The 17,265-nt window shown below is 72.2% G+C and carries 17 protein-coding genes and 1 riboswitch; of the genes, 6 read left to right on the forward strand and 11 right to left on the reverse strand.

Translation table 11 applies throughout. The features are described from left to right. Window positions 1-8: 8 nt before the first annotated feature. The 4 genes from cofC to cofG form a co-directional block, all read right to left on the reverse strand. Window positions 9-644: a 2-phospho-L-lactate guanylyltransferase gene (gene cofC, locus RWH43_RS17540; protein WP_144831619.1), complete on the reverse strand. Its 636-nt coding sequence runs from the start codon at window positions 642-644 to the stop codon at window positions 9-11. An 88-nt stretch (window positions 645-732) separates the two neighbouring features. Further along, window positions 733-1,743 carry a glucose-6-phosphate dehydrogenase (coenzyme-F420) gene (gene fgd, locus RWH43_RS17545; RefSeq protein ID WP_144831622.1) on the reverse strand — a complete coding sequence of 337 codons (1,011 nt, stop codon included), beginning with the start codon at window positions 1,741-1,743 and terminating at the stop codon, window positions 733-735. 44 nt (window positions 1,744-1,787) lie between these two features. Beyond that, window positions 1,788-3,257, reverse strand: a complete 1,470-nt coding sequence (locus RWH43_RS17550; protein WP_316002157.1) for a flavin-containing monooxygenase — start codon at window positions 3,255-3,257, stop codon at window positions 1,788-1,790. Next, window positions 3,254-5,608, reverse strand: coding sequence for a 7,8-didemethyl-8-hydroxy-5-deazariboflavin synthase CofG (gene cofG, locus RWH43_RS17555; RefSeq protein WP_316002158.1), 2,355 nt, complete (start codon window positions 5,606-5,608; stop codon window positions 3,254-3,256). The genes RWH43_RS17550 and cofG overlap by 4 nt, the downstream gene beginning before the upstream one ends. Window positions 5,609-5,725: 117 nt before the next feature. Between cofG and RWH43_RS17560 the strand changes: the two genes are divergently transcribed. Continuing rightward, entirely contained in the window at window positions 5,726-6,115 is a 390-nt protein-coding gene (locus tag RWH43_RS17560) for a hypothetical protein (protein ID WP_316002159.1), read from the forward strand. Between the two features lie 24 nt (window positions 6,116-6,139). Here the strand turns inward: RWH43_RS17560 and RWH43_RS17565 are convergent, their stop codons facing one another. The 3 genes from RWH43_RS17565 to RWH43_RS17575 all read right to left on the reverse strand — a co-directional run bounded on the left by RWH43_RS17565 (window position 6,140) and on the right by RWH43_RS17575 (window position 9,091). Next, a complete protein-coding gene (locus RWH43_RS17565; RefSeq protein WP_144831633.1) occupies window positions 6,140-6,958 on the reverse strand; it encodes a sulfite exporter TauE/SafE family protein in 819 nt (272 codons plus the stop codon). Between the two features lie 85 nt (window positions 6,959-7,043). Continuing rightward, the gene (locus RWH43_RS17570) at window positions 7,044-7,862 is read right to left on the reverse strand and encodes an ABC transporter permease (protein WP_154097164.1); all 819 of its coding nucleotides are present in this window, start codon (window positions 7,860-7,862) and stop codon (window positions 7,044-7,046) included. Beyond that, window positions 7,859-9,091: an ABC transporter ATP-binding protein gene (locus RWH43_RS17575; protein WP_316002160.1), complete on the reverse strand. Its 1,233-nt coding sequence runs from the start codon at window positions 9,089-9,091 to the stop codon at window positions 7,859-7,861. The genes RWH43_RS17570 and RWH43_RS17575 overlap by 4 nt, the downstream gene beginning before the upstream one ends. 108 nt (window positions 9,092-9,199) lie before the next feature. Here RWH43_RS17575 and RWH43_RS17580 point away from each other — a divergent pair, with 108 nt between their 5' ends. The 5 genes from RWH43_RS17580 to RWH43_RS17600 are packed head-to-tail and all read left to right on the forward strand — an operon-like array spanning window position 9,200 to window position 12,944. Further along, window positions 9,200-10,264, forward strand: a complete 1,065-nt coding sequence (locus tag RWH43_RS17580) for an enoyl-CoA hydratase/isomerase family protein (RefSeq protein ID WP_230703805.1) — start codon at window positions 9,200-9,202, stop codon at window positions 10,262-10,264. A gap of 13 nt (window positions 10,265-10,277) precedes the next feature. Continuing rightward, window positions 10,278-11,120 (forward strand): LssY C-terminal domain-containing protein, encoded by an 843-nt coding sequence (locus RWH43_RS17585; protein ID WP_316002161.1) that lies wholly within the window; start codon window positions 10,278-10,280, stop codon window positions 11,118-11,120. After that, window positions 11,117-11,722: a hypothetical protein gene (locus tag RWH43_RS17590; protein ID WP_316002162.1), complete on the forward strand. Its 606-nt coding sequence runs from the start codon at window positions 11,117-11,119 to the stop codon at window positions 11,720-11,722. Before RWH43_RS17585 ends, RWH43_RS17590 begins: the two co-directional genes overlap by 4 nt. Window positions 11,723-11,764: 42 nt before the next feature. After that, window positions 11,765-12,703 (forward strand): DnaJ domain-containing protein, encoded by a 939-nt coding sequence (locus RWH43_RS17595; RefSeq protein WP_144831651.1) that lies wholly within the window; start codon window positions 11,765-11,767, stop codon window positions 12,701-12,703. A 58-nt stretch (window positions 12,704-12,761) separates the two neighbouring features. After that, a complete protein-coding gene (locus RWH43_RS17600) occupies window positions 12,762-12,944 on the forward strand; it encodes a DUF5302 domain-containing protein (RefSeq protein WP_316002163.1) in 183 nt (60 codons plus the stop codon). Window positions 12,945-12,984: 40 nt separating this feature from the next. On the opposite strand, the gene thiD is transcribed toward RWH43_RS17600, so the two are convergent. From thiD to RWH43_RS17620, 4 genes are all read right to left on the reverse strand, one after another. Then, window positions 12,985-14,424 carry a bifunctional hydroxymethylpyrimidine kinase/phosphomethylpyrimidine kinase gene (gene thiD / locus RWH43_RS17605; RefSeq protein WP_316002164.1) on the reverse strand — a complete coding sequence of 480 codons (1,440 nt, stop codon included), beginning with the start codon at window positions 14,422-14,424 and terminating at the stop codon, window positions 12,985-12,987. Beyond that, window positions 14,421-15,065, reverse strand: coding sequence for a thiamine phosphate synthase (gene thiE / locus RWH43_RS17610; RefSeq protein ID WP_316002165.1), 645 nt, complete (start codon window positions 15,063-15,065; stop codon window positions 14,421-14,423). The genes thiD and thiE overlap by 4 nt, the downstream gene beginning before the upstream one ends. Next, window positions 15,065-15,862 carry a hydroxyethylthiazole kinase gene (gene thiM, locus RWH43_RS17615; RefSeq protein ID WP_316002166.1) on the reverse strand — a complete coding sequence of 266 codons (798 nt, stop codon included), beginning with the start codon at window positions 15,860-15,862 and terminating at the stop codon, window positions 15,065-15,067. The genes thiE and thiM overlap by 1 nt, the downstream gene beginning before the upstream one ends. After that, a riboswitch (TPP riboswitch) is annotated at window positions 15,854-15,945 on the reverse strand. Its footprint overlaps the gene before it by 9 nt. Before the next feature lie 150 nt (window positions 15,946-16,095). Then, complete coding sequence (locus tag RWH43_RS17620) at window positions 16,096-16,761, reverse strand: SDR family oxidoreductase (protein ID WP_316002167.1); 666 nt, start codon at window positions 16,759-16,761, stop codon at window positions 16,096-16,098. Window positions 16,762-17,265: the final 504 nt, after the last annotated feature.

Below are 17,265 nucleotides of genomic sequence, written 5' to 3' on the forward strand. Positions count from 1 at the left end.
CGGCCCGGTCAGGCCGCAGCCGCAGACAGCACCGCCGACGTCCGCGGACCCACGCCGAGCGCCACGGCCTCGGACAGCTGGGCCGCCGTATCGACGTCGCGGTGCAGCGTCGAGTCGCGCTCCACGGCCAGATCGGTGCAGCCGAGTAGCCGGTGACGGGCGGCGGAATCGGGGCCGAAGGCCGAGACCCACACCGCCCCGGCGCGGGCGGTGACGAGCGTGGAGCCCGTGCCCTCGGCATCCGTCACCAAACCCCGTTCGACGGATGCCGCGAGCTCGAGCGCGGCGTCGAGATCAGCGGGGCGCAGGGCGGGGACGTCGCCGAGTAGCGCGGCCCGCGGGACGCCGACCCCGGCCGCCTCGGCGCCGAGGGCGATGGCGGCGTCGAGACCGCGGGTGTCGCCCTCGGGCACCACGGCGACGGTGCGCGAGCGGCGGAACTCGGAGCGGACGCCCTCATCGTCGGTCACGACGATGACGCGCGACACCAGATCGGCGGCGGCCGCGGCGACGATGGTGTCGAGCGCGATGGCGCGCGCGAGGGTCTCGCGGTCGGTGCCGACGTCGGTGAGTCGGGTCTTGCCGACCGCGGCGGGCTTCACCGGCACGACGATCGTCCAGCCGGAGGTGTCAGGAATGCTCATCGGCTCCATTGTGTGCCGACCGTCCGACATTCGCGTGCGGGGGTGGCGGGGTGCCGCGAAATGTGCAGCCCCGCGCCACCCCGGCGCCTCACGCGAACCGCTTGCGCAGGCGGGGCAGGATCTCCTCGCCGTACATGTGCAGGAACTCCTTCTGGTCGTGCCCGGGGTCGTGGAACACGAGGTGGCGGAAGCCGAGGTCGACGTACCGCGCGATGCGCTCGACGTGCTCGTCGGGGTCGGTCGAGACGATGAAGCGCGAGGCCGCGCGCTCGATCGGCAGCTCGTTCGCGAGGCGCTGCATCTCGATCGGGTCGTGCACGCTCATCTTCTCTTCGGCGGTGAGCGCGAGGGGGGCCCAGAAGCGGGTCTTCTCCATCGCGGTGTCGTGGTCGGGGTGGTACGACACCTTCACCTCCATGAGGGTGTCGACGTCGTCGCGCGACCGGCCGGCCTTCGACAGGCCGTCGTCGAGGGCGGGCAGCAGCTTCTCGGTGTAGAGCTCGGGGTCTTTGCCGCTCGTGGTGATGTAGCCCTCGGCGATGCGGCCGGCCAGACGCGTGGCCGCGGGTCCCGAGGCGCCGATGTAGATCGGCACCTTCTGCTCGGGGCGATCGTAGATCGTGGCGTCCTTGACCGAGTAGTACGTGCCCTCGTAGGTGACGCGCTCGCCGGCCCACAGCTCGTTGATGATCGTGATGGCCTCTTTGAGGCGCTGGAAGCGCTCGGGCGGCTCGGGCCACTCGAGACCCAGGGTCACCTCGTTGAGCGCCTCGCCGGTGCCGACGCCCAGCACGACGCGGCCGGGGTACATCACGCCGAGGGTCGCGAACACCTGCGCGATGACGCCGGGGTGGTAGCGGAAGGTCGGGGTGAGAACGCTCGTGCCGATGATGACGCGCTCGGTGCGCGCGCCCAGGGCGCCGAGCCAGGGGAGGGCGTTGGGGGCGTGACCGCCGTCGTGCATCCACGGCTGCAGGTGGTCGGAGAGGAAGACGGAGTCGAAGCCGACCTCCTCGGCCAGCACGCCGAATTCGAGCAGCTCGTTGGGCCCGAACTGTTCGCTCGAGGCCTTGTAGCCGAATCTCAGGGGAACGCTCATGAGTCTCCTTCTGCGTGACGCGCGCACGGGCGTGCGCGAGGTGGTCAGCTGCGCACGGGGGTGTGCGCGGGTTCGAACTCCGACCCGTCGGCGCCGGTGAGGCGCTCCCGGAACGACTGCACGGTGCCCGGCCACAGCAGGGTGAGCCGGCCCGAGCGGGCGTCGACGTACCAGTTGCGGCATCCGCCGGTCATCCAGGGAGTGGATGCCGCGGCGGCATCGATCTCCGCGGTGTAGGCCGCTTCGGCCTCGGGGCGTACGCGCAGCACCCGCTCGGGGCGGCGATCGCGTTCGGAGAGGGCGCGCACCACGTAGGCGGCCTGCTCTTCGGCCATGAGCACGGCGGAGTTGTGGCCGAGGCTCGCATTGGGGCCGTTGAGCACGAAGAGGTTGGGGAAGCCGGAGACGACGGTGGAGCCGAACGAGGTCATACCCGCCGACCAGTGTTCGGCGAGGGTCTCGTCGTCGCCGCGCACGAGGTCGGCGTACGGCTGCTCGGCCGAGGCGAACCCCGTCGCGAGCACGAGCACGTCGGCCTCGTATCGCTCGCCGCTCGCGGCGGTCAGCGTCGAGCCCTCGACGGAGGCGAGCTCCGTGGGTTCGAGGGTCACGGCATCCGACGCCACCGCCGGGTAGAACGCGTCGGAGAGCAGCACGCGCTTGCAGCCGAAGGCGTAGTCGGGGGTGAGCGCGGCGCGCAGCGCAGGGTCGGCGACCTGCGCGTGCAGGTGCGCGAGGGCGGCGTCGCGAGCGGCGGCGGATGCCACGGCGTCACCCGACCGCGAGGCGAAACGCTGCTCGCCCTCGGCGTAGAGCTCGGCCCGCAGGCGGGCCAGGGCGCCGGGGTTGTCGGCGAGGCGTTCGCGCTCGGCGAGGGGGATGTCGCCCCCGCCGCGGGGGACGATCCACGCGGGGGTGCGCTGGAAGAGCGTGACGTGCGCGGCGCGACGCGCGAGCTCGGGCACGAGCTGCACGGCGCTCGCCCCGGTGCCGACGACGGCGACCCTCTTGCCCGTGAGGTCGACGTCGTGGTCGTACCGCGCGGAGTGGAACAGCGGCCCCGCGAACGACTCGAGCCCGGGGATCGTGGGGACGAACGGCTCGGTGAGGCGCCCGCACGCGAGCACGAGCGAGCGGGCGAGAAGCTCTTCGCTGCCGGTGTCGATGCGCCAGACCGACGTCTCGGCGTCCCACGCGGCGCCGAGCATCGGCGTGCGCAGTCGCAGCTTGTCGACGAGCCCTTCGCGGGCGGCGACGTCGCGCAGGTAAGCCTGGATCTCGCCACCCGGCGCGAAGGTGCGCGACCAACCCGCGTTGGGGTGCGCGGCGAGGCTGTACAGGTGCGCGGGCACGTCGCACGCCACGCCGGGGTAGGTGTTGTCGCGCCAGGTGCCGCCGACGTCGGTCGCGCGCTCGAGCACGATCACGTCGTCGCGGCCCGCTCGTCGCAGGGCACCGGCCATCGCGAGGCCCGCGAACCCGGCCCCGACCACGACCGTGTCGATGATCCTCATGCGGGATGTCCGTCGCCCGGTCGGGGGGCGACCTGGTAGTCGGTGGTCCGCAGGCGGAAGGGACGCATGAGGCTCCGCGCGATGCGTTCGGCTGCCGCGACCGGCAGCTCGAGGCCCTGCTCGATGCCGGTGTCGGGCCGCACGCGACCGTCGGAAAGGGTGCCGCCGAGGTCGTCCCCGCCGGAGCGCAGCAGCACGGCCGCGGCCTCGCGGCCGACGCGGGTCCACGCGATCTGCACGTGGGAGATGCTCCCCGACAGCGCGAGGCGCGACACGGCGACCATCGCGCGATGCTCGTCGAGGGGGCTGCGACCCTCGACGAGGGCGACGTCTCCACCCGGCAGGGGGATCGGCACGAACTCCGCGAAGCCGTGGGTCTCGGCCTGGATCTCGCGCAGGCGGCGCAGGTGCGCGATGCGCTCCTCGGCGGTCTCGACGTGCCCGTAGAACAGCACCGAGGTCGAGCGGAAACCGGCGCGGTGGGCGGCGGTGATGCCCTCGACCCAGCGCTCGATCTCGAGGTCGCCCGGGGCGACGAGGGCGCGCACGCGCTCGCTGAGGATCTTCACGCCCGTGCCGGGGACGGTGTCGACGCCGGCCTCGCGCATGGCTGCGAGCGCGCCGTCGAGCCTGAGCCCGCCGCGGTCGGCGAGGTCGCGCACGTCGAGCGGTCGGTACGCGTGCACGTGGATGCCGGGAGCCCCGCGCTTCACCGCCCGCACGAGGTCGAGATAGCCCGAGGCGTCTTCGTCGGGTCGGAGCGCCCCCTGGATGCAGATCTCGGTCGCACCGAGGTCGGCGGCATCCCGTGCGATCTCGGCGGCGTCGTCGAGGTCGAACTCTCCCGCGCCGGTGCGGCCGGCGCGACGGAACCCGCTCGAGGTGAGGTTGCGGTTCTGCACGAGGGTGATGGGCTCGCCGACGGTGTACCGGCGCGCGTCGTCGGCGGCGGCGGTGAGCTCGTCGAGCTCGGCGCCGGTGGCGCGAAGCAGCCTGGCCCAGTCGTCATCGCCGAGGTCGAGAGGGGCGGATGCCGCCCGCTCGGCCAGGCGCTTCACGCCGGGGTCGACGACACTCGCGCCCGGCGCCCCCGCTGCAGCCGGTGCGGCCGCGGGCTTCACATCGGCCGCGAGTCCCGTGGCATCCGCCAGGGCGCGGAGCGGAGCGTGCAGGGCCGGGTCGATCCAGCGATCGGCGTCGCCCACGTACTCGGGGTGCGCGGTCAGGCGCTCGCGAAGGACGTAGCCCTGCGCCGCGGTCTGCGCGGCGAGGTCGTCGATCTGCGGCCATGGGCGCTCGGGGTTGACGTGGTCGGCGGTCAGGGGTGATACCCCGCCCCAGTCGTCGATCCCCGCTTCGATCAGCAGCCCCAGTTCGCGCGGGTCGGAGAGGTTCGGCGGCACTTGGATGCGCATGTCGGCGCCGAACACGAGTCGCGCGACGGCGACGGCTGCCAGATAGTCGTGCATGTCGGCATCCGGAGCGCCCTGCATCGCCGTGCGGGGCTTCGCGCGGAAGTTCTGCACGATGACCTCTTGCACGTGCCCGTGCCGGTCGTCGCTCTCGCGCAGGGCGACCAGCGACTCGGCGCGGTCGCGCACCGTCTCGCCGATGCCGACGAGGATGCCCGTGGTGAACGGGATGCCGGCGGCCCCGGCGTCGTCGATGACCTTCAGTCGCAGGGCGGGGTCTTTGTCGGGCGAGCCGAAGTGCACCTGGCCGGGCTCTTCGTACAGGCGGCGCGAGGTGGTCTCGAGCATCATGCCCATCGACGGGGAGACGGGTCGCAGGGCGGCGAGCTCATCGGGGTGCATGACGCCGGGGTTGGCGTGCACGAGCATGCCGGTCTCGGCGGTGATGAGTCGGGCGATGTGCGCGACGTAGTCGATGGTCGAGGCGAAGCCGTGCTCGTCGAGCCACGCGCGGGCTTCGGGCCAGCGTTCTTCGGGACGGTCGCCGAGGGTCAGCAGTGCCTCTTTGCAGCCCATCGCCTGCCCCTGGCGTACGACGGTGAGCACCTGCTCGGGGCTCATGTACGCGGGCTTGCGCAGCAGGTTGAGCTGGCCGGGGGTGTCGACGAAGACGCAGTAGTGGCAGCGGTCGCGGCAGAGGGTCGTCAGCGGCACGAACACCTTGCGCGAGTAGGTGATGACGCGGGGACGACCGGCGTTCTCGAGCCCCTCGTCGCGCAGTGCCGAGGCCACGCGGAAGAGCGCGGGGAGCGGGGCGTGGAGGAGCGCCTCGGTCTCGTCGACATCGGGGCGATACCCCGTGGAGATCGCCGCCAGAAGATCGTCGATCGACGCGCCTCGGGCCGGTGCGACTCGCGGCGCAACGCTGCCCGTGCTCATTGGTCAAGGCTATCCCGCACCTCCGACATCGGGGTCGCGGGGTGCGGGCGGGTGATCGTTGTGCTCCTGTGAGGTGCCACGCCGATGGGGCGCGCCCACCGCTGGCAGGATGGATGCATGGTGACCCTGCTGCTCGATTCGACGCGGCTCGAGGTCGTGCTGTCGGCGACCGAGCGAGCGCTCTCCTTCCGCAAGAGCAACATCGTCGTGCCCCGTGAGAGCATCGACCGCGTGCAGCTGACCGACGACGCGTGGACGTGGATCCGCGGCGTGCCGAACCCCGGGATCAACCTGCCGGTCGCCGTGGGCGCGGGCACGTGGAAGTCGGCCGGGGGCAACGACTTCGTCATCATCCGCGGGCGCAAGCCCAGCGTGGTCGTCGACCTCGTCGGTCACGACGAATTCGAGCGTCTGGTACTCACCACCAAGCACGGCGTGGCGCTGCTGAAGGCGCTGCGTCTCGACGTGGCATCCGAGCCCGAAGACGTCGCCGACATCGTCGCCTGACCTCCGTCCGGCTCCGGCCGGAAGCTACGACGTGAACTGCGCGATCGTGTCCCACGCGAGCTTGACGATGAGCAGCGACAGCGTCACCAGGAACACGATGCGCACGAAGCCGCTGCCGCGACGCGTGGCCATGTGGGCGCCGATGAAGCCGCCCGTGACGTTGAGCACGGCCATCGCGAGGCCCAGCACGAGGATGACCTCGCCGTGCACCCCGTACACCGCGAGGGCGGCGAGGTTCGTGGTGAGGTTGGCGATCTTGGCGTTGACGCTCGCCTGCAGGAAGCCGTAGCCGAGCACGCCGACGATGAGGATGACGAAGAACGACCCGGTGCCGGGGCCCAGGATGCCGTCGTAGAACCCGACCGCGAGTCCGATGGCCGCGGCGCGCCAGGCGATGGCGCGCGCCGCCGTGTGGCGTGGTTCGTGGTGCAGGCCCATCTTCGGCTTGAACAGCGTGTAGAGGCCCACGGCGACGACGGCGACGAGCACGATCGGTGTCAGCACCTCGCGCGGGACGTAGCGCGAGAGGGCCGCGCCCACCGTCGATCCGGCGAAGGCGCCGATCACGAGGGGCGCGAGAAGCACCAGCTGCACCCTGATCTTGCGCAGGTACACCCAGCTCGCCGAGAGGGTGCCGAAGAACGACGACAGCTTGTTCGTGCCGAGGATGAAGGGCGTCGCGACGTCTTTGGGCACCGCGATCACCAGTGCGGGGAGCTGGATCAGCCCGCCCCCGCCGACGACCGCGTCGACCCAGCCGGCGACGCCGGCGGCGACCAGCAGCAGCACGAGGGCTCCGACCGAAACGGGGAGCCACTCGGCGATCACCGGTCCATCGAGCACGCTCGATTGTCGCCGACCCCGGCGGGCCTGCCAAATGCGGGTGCGCGGCGCGGCCGGACGTTCGACCGGCGCGAGCCTGCGGGGTTCAGTCGATGTCGCGGCGCCAGGTGGTGAAGAGCCCGATCACGAGGAACAGCACGGCGTAGCCGAGCAGGGCGAGCCCGCCGACCCACCACTCGAGCGTCGCGGTTCCGGCGGCCGACATCGTGGCGAAGATCGTCTCGCCGACCAACGCGTCGCTCGCCGCGCTCGGGAACCACTTGACGATGTCGCCGAACCCCTCGACGACACCGCCGACGGTGCGGACGATCGGCTCGATGAACAGCGTCACGGCCAGCACGATCACGATCGCGGCGACCTGGTTGCGCACGACCGTGCCCACCCCGATGCCCACGAGGGCCCACAGCATGAACGCCAGGATCATGCGGCCCACGAGCACCCAGGTGTCGGACGAGCCGAGCTGCGTGTCGATGCCGAAGATCCCCAGCACGCCGGCGCCGGCGCCGACCGAGGCGATGACGCCCAGGATGCCGTAGAGCAGGCCCACGACGATGCCCACGGCGAACTTGCCGCCGAGCACGACGCCGCGCCGAGGGGTGGCCAGGAACGTGGGGGTGAGCGTCTTGTGGCGGAACTCGGTGGTCACCATGAGCGTGCCGACGAGAAGGGGGAAGACATAGCCCACGGCGGTCGCCGAGCTGTAGACGAGGCGCGGGACGGCCGCGGCGGCGAGGGCCGGGCCGGTCGCGCCGCCGAGCTGTCCCGATGCGACGCCGCCGAAGACGAAGGCGAGCACACCCGCCGTGAAGGCCACGTACGCGACGAGCACGATCGCGAGCACCCACCATCCGGCGGTGGAGAACTGCTTCGTGTACTCGGAGCGGGTGGATGCCAGGAGCGTCATCGCTGCCCCTCCTCGTTCTCGTGCGCCGGAGCGTCGGGTCGCGGGACGATGTCGATCACGCCGGTCGAGGCGACCGCGTACGAGCGCCGGGGGCTCTCGGCAGCGGGCGCGGATGCCACCCGGCTCGCCGCGCGCGGCGGGGCCATCACGGCGACGAGGGCGGTGGAGGGGCGGGGGTCGTCGGCGTCGCCGGGGTCGTCCGAGGGGGTGGATGCCGCGGACTCGGCGACCACGGGCTGCGCGACGGGCGGCTCCGTGACGGCCGACGGGTCGTTCGGGGTCGCGGCATCCGGAACCTCGTCCTGCGAGGTCGGTGCGCCGGCACTCGCGTGCACGCGCACCCCGCTGACCAGCTCGAGGAAGATGTCTTCGAGACTCGCACCCTTGCTCTGCAGGTTCGACAGGGCGACACCGTTCGACGCCGCCAGCGCGCCGATTCCGATGGGGTCGTGGTGGCGGATCGTGAAGCCGTTGCGAAGCAGCTGGTACTCGATGCCCTGTTCGTCGAGCACGCGCGAGAGCGCGGGGCGGTCGGTCGAGTCGACGACGGTCGAGAACTCGTCGGGGTCGGCGAGGTCTTCGATGCCGCCCTGGAAGACCAGGCGGCCGCGCGAGATGATCAGCAGCGCGTCGACGGTCTGCTGCACCTCGGCGAGCAGGTGCGACGAGATGAGCACCGTGCGCCCCTCTTCGGCGAGGTGGCGCAGCAGCGAGCGCATCCAGCGGATGCCCTCGGGGTCGAGTCCGTTCGAGGGCTCGTCGAGCACGAGCACGCCCGGGTCGCCCAGGAGGGCGGTCGCCAGCCCGAGGCGCTGACGCATGCCGAGCGAGAAGCCGCCGACGCGGCGCCCGGCGACGTCGGCGAGTCCGACCAGACCCAGCACCTCGTCGACGCGGGCGCGGGGGAGCCCGGCGGCCTGCGCGTAGGCGGTGAGGTGCTTGGCGGCGGAACGGCCGGGGTGGAAGCTCGAAGCCTCGAGGGCCGCGCCCACGCTCTGGAGGGGGTTCTCGAGGTCGACGTAGCGCTTGCCGCCGATGGTCGCGGTGCCCGCGGTCGGGCGCACGAGACCGAGCAGCATGCGCAGCGAGGTGGTCTTGCCGGCGCCGTTGGGGCCGAGGAATCCGGTGACCTGGCCGGGCTCGATGCGCGCGGTGAGGTCGTCGACCGCCGAGACCGCGCCGAACCGTTTGGTGAGCCCGGCGAGCTCCAGGACCTGTCCGTCGGGCATACGGCACCTTTCATTCCGCGGGTGTTCAGACCATCTTCCCCGATCGGGGGCGGAAAAACCGTCATCGGGGGCCGGGACCGCCGAGATCGGTCTGTGTAACGTGGCATCGTGCACGCACAGCGAACCGACGACGACAGCGTCCTCGTGGGGGGTCGTGGGGGCCTCGGTCACCTCACGCTCAACCGGCCGCGCGCGATCAACGCCCTCGATCTCGACATGATCCGCGCGCTGAACGTGACGCTGGACCGCTGGGAGCGCGACACCGACGTCGACGTGATCCTGCTCGATGGTGCCGGTGACCGGGGCTTCTGTGCCGGCGGCGACGTGCGGGCGCTGCACGAGATGGTCGTGGGCGGCCGGGTCGACGAGGTGCACGCGTTCTTCCGCGAGGAGTACGCGCTCGACCACCGCATCGCCACGTCGGCCAAGCCCGTGGTCGCCATCGCCGACGGCGTCTGCATGGGCGGGGGCATCGGTCTCGCCGGTCACGCGGCGATCCGCATCGTGACCGAGCGTTCACGTCTGGCCATGCCCGAGACGCGCATCGGGTTCACCCCCGACGTGGGCGGATCGTGGCTGCTGGCCCGGGCTCCCGGCCGACTCGGCGAATACCTCGCCCTCACCGGAGGGACGATGGATGCCTCCGACGCCCTCTACGCCGGCTTCGCCGACCACATGGTCCCGACCGCGCACCTCGAGGCGCTGTACGAGGCGCTCGAGAATCGCGCCGACCCCTCGAGCCCCACCGAACTCGTGCTGCTGTTCGACGAGACGCCCGAGCCGTCGCGCTTCGAGACCGCGCGCGAGTGGATCGACGACGCCTTCGCCGCCGACGACGTCGCGGGAATCGTGGAGCGGCTGCGCGCCCGCCCCGAGACCGAGGCGCACGAGACGGCCGAGCTGCTGGCGGCCTCGGCTCCCACGGCCCTCGCCGTCACGCTCGAGGCGGTGCGCCGGGCCCGTGCCCTGCCGTCGCTGCGCGCGGCGCTCGCTCAGGAGTACGGCCTCGTGCTGTGGTTCGCGTTCACGCAGCCCGATCTCGTCGAGGGCATCCGCGCGCAGGTGGTCGACAAGGACCGCTCGCCGTCGTGGTCGCCTGCGCGGCACGAGGACCTTCCCGCCGACCGCGTCGCCGAGGCGTTCGCGTACCAGCCGGAGCCGGAGCTGTGGTGAGGCCGGGGCGGTCATGACCGCGCGGCGACGCTGGTCGATCGGTCGGGCCCTCGACGGGTTCTTCTTCGTCTTCGCCGGCCTCGCCGCCATCTGGCTCGCCTACCTGAGCTTCACCGCGTCGTTCTCGCTCGGCTGGGCGGGGATCGCGATGGTGATCGCCTTCTGGGTGCTGCTGGCGTATCTCGTGCTGCCGCGGCTGCATCGCATCCTGACCACGATCTACGTGCCCGACTACTTCATGGGGCGCACCCGCACCTCCGACGGGCTGCTCGGCGATCCCGTCAACCTCGCGTTCCAGGGCGAGCGGGAGGCGATCGAGGCGGTGATGGCCGCCGCCGGGTGGATCGCCGCCGACCCCGTCAGCCTGCGCTCGTCGTGGCGCATCATCACGTCGACGCTTCGTCGGCGCAGCTACCCGCGGGCTCCGGTGAGTCCGTTGTTCCTGTTCGGGCGGATGCAGGATCTCGCCTACCAGCAGGAGGTCGCCGGGTCGCCGGCCCAGCGCCATCACGTGCGGCTGTGGAAGTGCCCCGACGGGTGGCTGCTGCCGGGCGGGCGTCGGGTCGACTGGCTCGCGGCCGGCACCTTCGACCGTGCGGTCGGTCTGTCGTTGTTCACCCTGCAGGTGACCCACCGCATCGACGCCGACACCGACATCGAGCGCGACCACATCGTCGGCTCGGTCCGCGCGGTGCCGGGGGTGACGGTCGACGTGATCCGCGACTTCTCCACCGGATATCACTCGCGAAACGGCGGCGGCGACAGCATCACGACCGACGGGGATCTGCCGATCGTCGATGTTTCGGCGGTCGGCCTCGCGGCGGTCGACGTCGCGGCGGCGGAGGCGGGCACGTGAGCGCCCGGCGGGCCCCGCACAAGCGCGCCGCGTTCGAGCCGCTCGCCCCGGCCGTCACGGGTGCTTCCGACATGCACCGGCCCGCGGCCACCGTCGCCGGGGCGGTGCTGGTGTTCCTGCGTGCCGCCGCGGGCATGCTGTGGGCGCTCGGCGTCGCGTTCGAACTGCCGCCGTGGCTGCAGGCGGTGGCCGCGGCATCCGGAGACGCGTCCGACGGCTCGAGCCCCCTCACCCTCGCCGACTTCGACACGACGCCCGGGGTGTTCCTCGGCGTGCTCGGCTTCGTCGCGTTGGTGCAGGTGGTCTTCGGCTCCTTCGTGCTGGCGGGTGGCAACGTCGCACGCGTCGTCGTCATGGTCATCTCGACGCTGTCGATCATCGGGTCGTTCATCGGCTGGTGGGAGTTCGGGCAGGACATCACCGTGCGCACGACCCTGCTCACGCTGAGCCTCGACATCCTCGTGCTGCTCGCCCTGTCGAGCCGCGACGCGGCGGCGTACGCGCGACGACCGCGAAGACGACGGCGCGAGCGGCGGCGCGATGGGGCGCGCACTCCATCTTCTCGGCGGGCGGTCGGGGCTCCCTCAGACTCGGCGGGATAGCCTGAAGGATGCCGCGCCCGTGCGGCAGGACGGATGACGCCAGTGTTCGACAGCCCCATGTCGCTTTCGGCATACGAGGTGCTCCGCGTGGCCGCCGACGTCGACGACGAAGGACTGCGCCGCGCCTACCGGGTGCGTCTGCGCGAAACCCACCCCGACACCGGGGGAGACGCCGCCCTCTTCGTGCAGGTGCAGCGCGCCTGGGAGCTCATCGGCACCCCCGAGGCGCGCGATGCGTACGACCGGGGACGCGGATCGAGCTCAGGGTCGGGTGCGACCGAATGGGGCGCCGGCTCCTCGGCATCCGCCCCCTCGCGCCCCGCCGACACCCGCCCGCGCGCGCGGTCGCACGGGCAGCCCGGTGGCTGGCGACGAGAGCGCTACCTCGATCTGATCCGCGAATGGGTGGGCCGCGGGGTCGACATCGCGGATCCGTATGATCCCGCGCTCGTGCGCTCGGCTCCCCCCGAGATCCGGCACATCCTGGCCGATGCGCTCGCCGAGGAAGAGACCGCGCGGCTCGTCTCGGAGCTCGGCATGGGCTACACCGTGTGGCACGACGTGTTCGCGGATCGCGACGGGCGCGATCCCGAGCAGAAGCTCGACCACCTCGTGCTCGGTCCGAGCGGCCTCTACGCGATGCTGAGCGAGGACTTCGGCGGCCCGGTCGGCGTGCGTCGCGGCGAGATCACCGGTCCGAACGTGTTCGGCTCGCCCGTGACCCAGCTCGTCTCTCGTGCACGCGTGATCGCCCGGTCGGCCGGCGTGCGGTTCAGCGGGGCGATGATCGTGCTGCCCGACGACGACGTGCTCGACGCCGTCACCGACCTCGGCAAGGTGCGCGGCACCCCCGTCGCCCTGGTCACCCGCAGCGCCCTGACGACCCTGTTGCGCCGCGGCATCACCGGAGCGCGGGAGGTCGGCGGCACGGAGCTGTTCGACATCCGCACCCGGCTGCAGCAGCGCGTACGGCACGTCTGAGCGTCGCGACCCGGCCCCGGCGGTGCTCCGACGCCGTGGGCATGCCTAGGGTGGGGGCATGAGTACCGACGAGACCTCGGGTGCCTCGGCATCCGAAGAGATGAAGCGAAAGTTCAAAGAGGCGCTCGCGAAGAAGAACGGCGCCCAGCAGTCGGGTCAGGCGCACCTCGACGGCCACTCGGCCGTGCAGGGCACGCACGCAGCCGTCACCAAGCGCGAGTTCCGACGCAAGAGCGGCTGAGCACCACGCTCGGCGCGGGAGGGGGCGGATGCCGATTCCGTCATCTCCCGCGCGAGAGCGGGGCCTCGAAGAAGTCCCTTTCGAGCGCCATCGAGCGGTCGTAGGCCGTGGCCATCGCCGCGCGCTCGGCCGGCGCGGCGCACCGTGCGGCGGCATCCACGAGCGTCGACGCGCGCGCCGATGAGGCCGCGAACTCCTCGTCGCCGTATGCGGTGAGCCAATCGGCGTAGGCGTGATCGGCGTCGAAGGTGCCGCGCCAGCGCGCCCCGATGTCGGTGTACAGCGCGAAGCACGGCAGGATCGCGGCGACCAGCACGGCGTAGGAGCCCGTGGTCGAGGCCGTGTGCAGGTGATCGGTGTACGCGAGGGTCGACGCCGCGGGTGACAGTCCTCGCGGATCGACATGCGCCTGATGCAGTGCCGCCTCCTCGTCGAGGCAGGACACCGACGCGGTCGCCCAGAAACGCTGTTCGTCGACGGTGGGAGCGAGGGCCGCCACCCGGGCCAGCACGCGGGAGTACTCGCGCAGGTACAGAAGGTCCTGACCCAGGTACCAGGCGAAGGCGTCTCGGTCGAGTGATCCGGATGCCAAGCCGCGCACGAATCCGCACGCGTCGACAGCGGTGCGCACATCTGCCGTCGCCCGCCACCGCTCGGCGCTGAACGACACGTCGAGGTCGATGTGCGGGCGCAGCTCGTGCAGATGGTCGATGGGGCCGTTGCCGCGTCCGACATGCAGGTGCTCGGCGTTCTCGAGCGCACCCGTGAGCCAGCGCTTCGCGCGGGTCAATGCGTCCGGCCACGTCAGGCCGGACGCGGCGAGAGTGGCCATCGCCGACGACAGCGAGCACCCGGTGCCGTGCGTGTGGCGGGTGGCGACGCGGACCCCTGCGACCTCGTGCACGCCGGTCGCGTCGACGATGGCATCCGGACTCTCGGCCCCCGAGAGATGGCCGCCCTTCAGCAGCACGCGGGTCTGCGCGCTCGCGGCCAGCGATCGGGCCTGAGCGACGGAGGCGTCCCACGTCGTCGCGCGGGGCTCGCCCACGAGCACGGCCAATTCGGCGAGGTTCGGGGTGACGAGATCGGCCCGACGGCAGAGCGACCGAACGGCGTCTTCGGCGTCGGTGTCGAGCAGGCGGTCGCCGCTGGTGGCCACCATCACGGGGTCGAGAACGACGAGGGGCGGTCGGACCTGCGCGAGCCAGGCATCGACGACCGCGACGATCGGAGCCGAGCCGAGCATGCCGATCTTCACGGCGTCGATCTCGACGTCGTCGCTCACCGCTCGCAATTGCGATTCGAGGAACTCCGTCGGAGGAACGTGCACCGCACGCACGCCGCGGGTGTTCTGGGCGACCAGAGCGGTGACCACGGCCATGCCGTATCCGCCGAACGCGGCGATCGACTTGAGGTCGGCCTGCACGCCGGCACCGCCGGTCGGGTCTGTGCCGGCGATGCTCAGCACACGCACGCTCATGCGTCGGCCGCCCACGCGGCGCGCAGGGCGCGGACGACCGATCCCGGGTCGTCTGCTGCGCACACGGCCGATACGACGGCCACACCCGCCGCTCCGGCCCCGCGCAGCGCCGCGACGTCGCCCTCGCCGATGCCGCCGATCGCGACGCAGGGAAGAGCGGTGGATGCCGCGATCTCGGCGAATCCCCCGATGCCGAGCGGAGTGGGATGGTCGGGCTTGGTCTGCGTGGCGCGGATCACGCCGACGCCGAGGTAGTCGACGGTCCGCGCGGGCAGGGAATGTGCCACCGAGAGGTGCGCGGCGGTGTTGGCGGTCCAGCCGATGAGGGCGTCGGAACCCAGGAGGGTTCGCGCGGCGTCGACGGGCAAGTCGCTCTGGCCGAGGTGGACACCGTCGACCCGCGCACCGCGCGAGCGTGCGGCGAGCACCACGTCGAGGCGGTCGTCGACGACGAAGGCGCAGCGCCCGGCGATGACGTCGGCGAGGTCGAGGGTGCGGGCGAAGAGCTCGCCGCCCGTCGCGATCTTCTCGCGCAACTGCACGACCGTGACTCCGGCAGAGACCGCGGCATCGACGATGTCGCGCAGACGGGGGAAAGGCACGCGGTGGTCGGTGACGAGGTGCAGCGACAGGTCGGGCATCATCGACCGCCTCCGGTACGTGCCTCGAGATCGTCGGGGCTGAGGGCGGCGAGTTCGTCGAGGAACGCCACCGCGAACGAGCCGGGCCCCCGTGAGGAGCGGGCCGCGCGTTCCGACGCCGCCGCCCATACGGTGCTCGCAGCGACGGCGGCCTCGAACGGTGCGGTGACGGCGGCGAACGCGGCCATCGCCGCGCCGAGGGCGCATCCCCCTCCGGTGACCTGGGTGAGCAGGGCGCTGCCCCCGACGATCCGCGTCTCGCGATCGGCATCCACGATCAGGTCGATCTCTCCCGACACCGCGACCGTCGCGCCGGTGCGTCCTGCGAGGGCGACGGCCGCGTCACGCGCGTCGCTGGGGGAGTCGGTCGCGTCGACTCCGCGGCCGCCCGCCCCTGTTCCCGCGAGGGCGAGGATCTCGGAGGCGTTGCCGCGGATGATCGCCGGTCGCGCCGCGAGCAACTCGTGCGCCAGCGCCGTGCGCACGGGGAGGGCTCCGACGGCGACCGGATCCAGCACCCAGGGAGTGCCGGCGACGACGGCCTCGCGTGCCGCGTCGCGCTGCTTGGCAGTCGGGGTGCCGAGGTTCACCAGCACGCCCCCGGCGATCCCGGCGAACATCCCGGCCTCGCCGGGGATGTCGCACATCGCGGGAGCCGCGCCGAGAGCCAGGAGTGCGTTGGCGGTGAAGTTCGTCACCACCGCATTCGTGATGCACTGCGTGAGCGGCGCGGCTCGGCGCACGGCCTCGAGGGCCTCTGCGGGGGTGGACGGAGACGACGACGTGCGAACGACCATTCGCGACATCCCTTCGCTAGTACGAACTAGATCAGGTTCGACGGGTGTGTTCTCAGCCCTGGCGGGCACCCCGTGTCACTGCGGGCGACGCTAGCACGAAGGCCGCGGCCGCGATCGCGTGCGCCGGAACGTGAGGGATACCGAAGGGGTCGGATGTGCTGGGGCAGGGGCGGCTGCGCCCCGGAACGGAGCGACGTGGCCACCGCCGCCCCGCGCGGGAGCGGGCGCGGGCCTCAGAACCGCGCCGAGAACCCGCCGTCGGTGTGGAGCAGCTGACCGCTGATCCAGCGCCCCTCAGGGGAGAGCAGGAACGCCGTGATCCCGGCGACGTCGCGCGGGGTTCCCATGCGACCGAGCGCGTGATGGGGCGTCAGGGCGTCGCGGGTCTCATCGTCCATCCAGCCGGTGTCGATGGGGCCGGGGTTGACGACGTTCGCGGAGATGCCGCGAGGCCCGAGCTCTCGAGCCGCTGAGATCACTATGCGATCGAGCGCGCCCTTCGACGCGCCGTACGGCAGGTTGCCGGTGGTGTGGTCGCTGGTGAAGGCGACGATGGCACCGCCCGTCTCGTCGACCTGCCGCGCGAACGCGGCGATGAGCAGCAGAGACGCCCGGGCGTTCACGGCGACGTGGATGTCGAAGCTCTCGGCGCTGGTGTCGAGGATGCCGCTCTCGATGTCGTGGGCGTGGCTCAGCACCAGCGCGTGCAGGGGGCCACGCTCGCGGGCGATGCGCTCGATCAGCTCGGTCGGTGCCGCCGGATCGGCCAGGTCGCACGGGTAGTCGCCGGAGGCGAGCTCGCTCGTGACGACATCCCACCCCTCGTCGCGGAGGCGCGGAACGATCGCGGCCGCGATGCTGTTCGCGCGTGCGGCGCCGGTGACGAGGGCGAGAGGCATGCGTCGAGCGTACGGTGCGTGCGCGTGCGCGTGCGCGTGCGGGTGCGGGCGGGTGCGGGCGTGGGGGAGCGAGGGCGATGGCGAGGCGAGCGCGGGGGGCGCCGCTCACCAGCGCTGACGCAGCTGCCGGGCACGAATGCGGGCGGGCGTTGGCGGGTGTGATGGCGAGGCGAGCGCGAGGCCGCGGGTGCCGCTGCTCAGCGCAGGCGCGCCTGCCGGGAGCGGGCGCGGGCGTGTCTGCTCGAGGCGAGCGCATCGGCGCTGGCGCGGGTGCGCCTGCTCGAGGCGAGGGCGTGTGTTCGATGCGGGTGCGCCTGCTCGAGGCGTGCGGGGAGGGAGGAGCGCGCGCGGGGAGGAGCGCGCGCAGGGAGGCGTGGGTGCGGGGTGGTGCGTGTGTCAGAAGGGTGGGGGTGTGCCGTTGTCGTCGGGGTCGGGTGGGGGTGGGTCGTCGGGGGTGAAGCGGACGGCGGGGGAGTAGGGGAGGGGGTCGTCGGTGTAGGTGCG

This window comes from Microbacterium algihabitans (assembly GCF_032464975.1).
GTDB classification, from domain to species: domain Bacteria; phylum Actinomycetota; class Actinomycetes; order Actinomycetales; family Microbacteriaceae; genus Microbacterium; species Microbacterium algihabitans.

Bases quoted from the DNA above. Each gene is read 5' to 3' on its own strand.
- cofC (WP_144831619.1), bottom strand. From the start codon at position 644: ATGAGCATTCCTGACACCTCCGGCTGGACGATCGTCGTGCCGGTGAAG.
- fgd (WP_144831622.1), bottom strand. From the start codon at position 1,743: ATGAGCGTTCCCCTGAGATTCGGCTACAAGGCCTCGAGCGAACAGTTC.
- RWH43_RS17550 (WP_316002157.1), bottom strand. From the start codon at position 3,257: ATGAGGATCATCGACACGGTCGTGGTCGGGGCCGGGTTCGCGGGCCTC.
- cofG (WP_316002158.1), bottom strand. From the start codon at position 5,608: ATGAGCACGGGCAGCGTTGCGCCGCGAGTCGCACCGGCCCGAGGCGCG.
- RWH43_RS17560 (WP_316002159.1), top strand. From the start codon at position 5,726: ATGGTGACCCTGCTGCTCGATTCGACGCGGCTCGAGGTCGTGCTGTCG.
- RWH43_RS17570 (WP_154097164.1), bottom strand. From the start codon at position 7,862: ATGACGCTCCTGGCATCCACCCGCTCCGAGTACACGAAGCAGTTCTCC.
- RWH43_RS17575 (WP_316002160.1), bottom strand. From the start codon at position 9,091: ATGCCCGACGGACAGGTCCTGGAGCTCGCCGGGCTCACCAAACGGTTC.
- RWH43_RS17585 (WP_316002161.1), top strand. From the start codon at position 10,278: ATGACCGCGCGGCGACGCTGGTCGATCGGTCGGGCCCTCGACGGGTTC.
- RWH43_RS17600 (WP_316002163.1), top strand. From the start codon at position 12,762: ATGAGTACCGACGAGACCTCGGGTGCCTCGGCATCCGAAGAGATGAAG.
- thiD (WP_316002164.1), bottom strand. From the start codon at position 14,424: ATGAGCGTGCGTGTGCTGAGCATCGCCGGCACAGACCCGACCGGCGGT.
- thiE (WP_316002165.1), bottom strand. From the start codon at position 15,065: ATGCCCGACCTGTCGCTGCACCTCGTCACCGACCACCGCGTGCCTTTC.
- thiM (WP_316002166.1), bottom strand. From the start codon at position 15,862: ATGGTCGTTCGCACGTCGTCGTCTCCGTCCACCCCCGCAGAGGCCCTC.
- RWH43_RS17620 (WP_316002167.1), bottom strand. From the start codon at position 16,761: ATGCCTCTCGCCCTCGTCACCGGCGCCGCACGCGCGAACAGCATCGCG.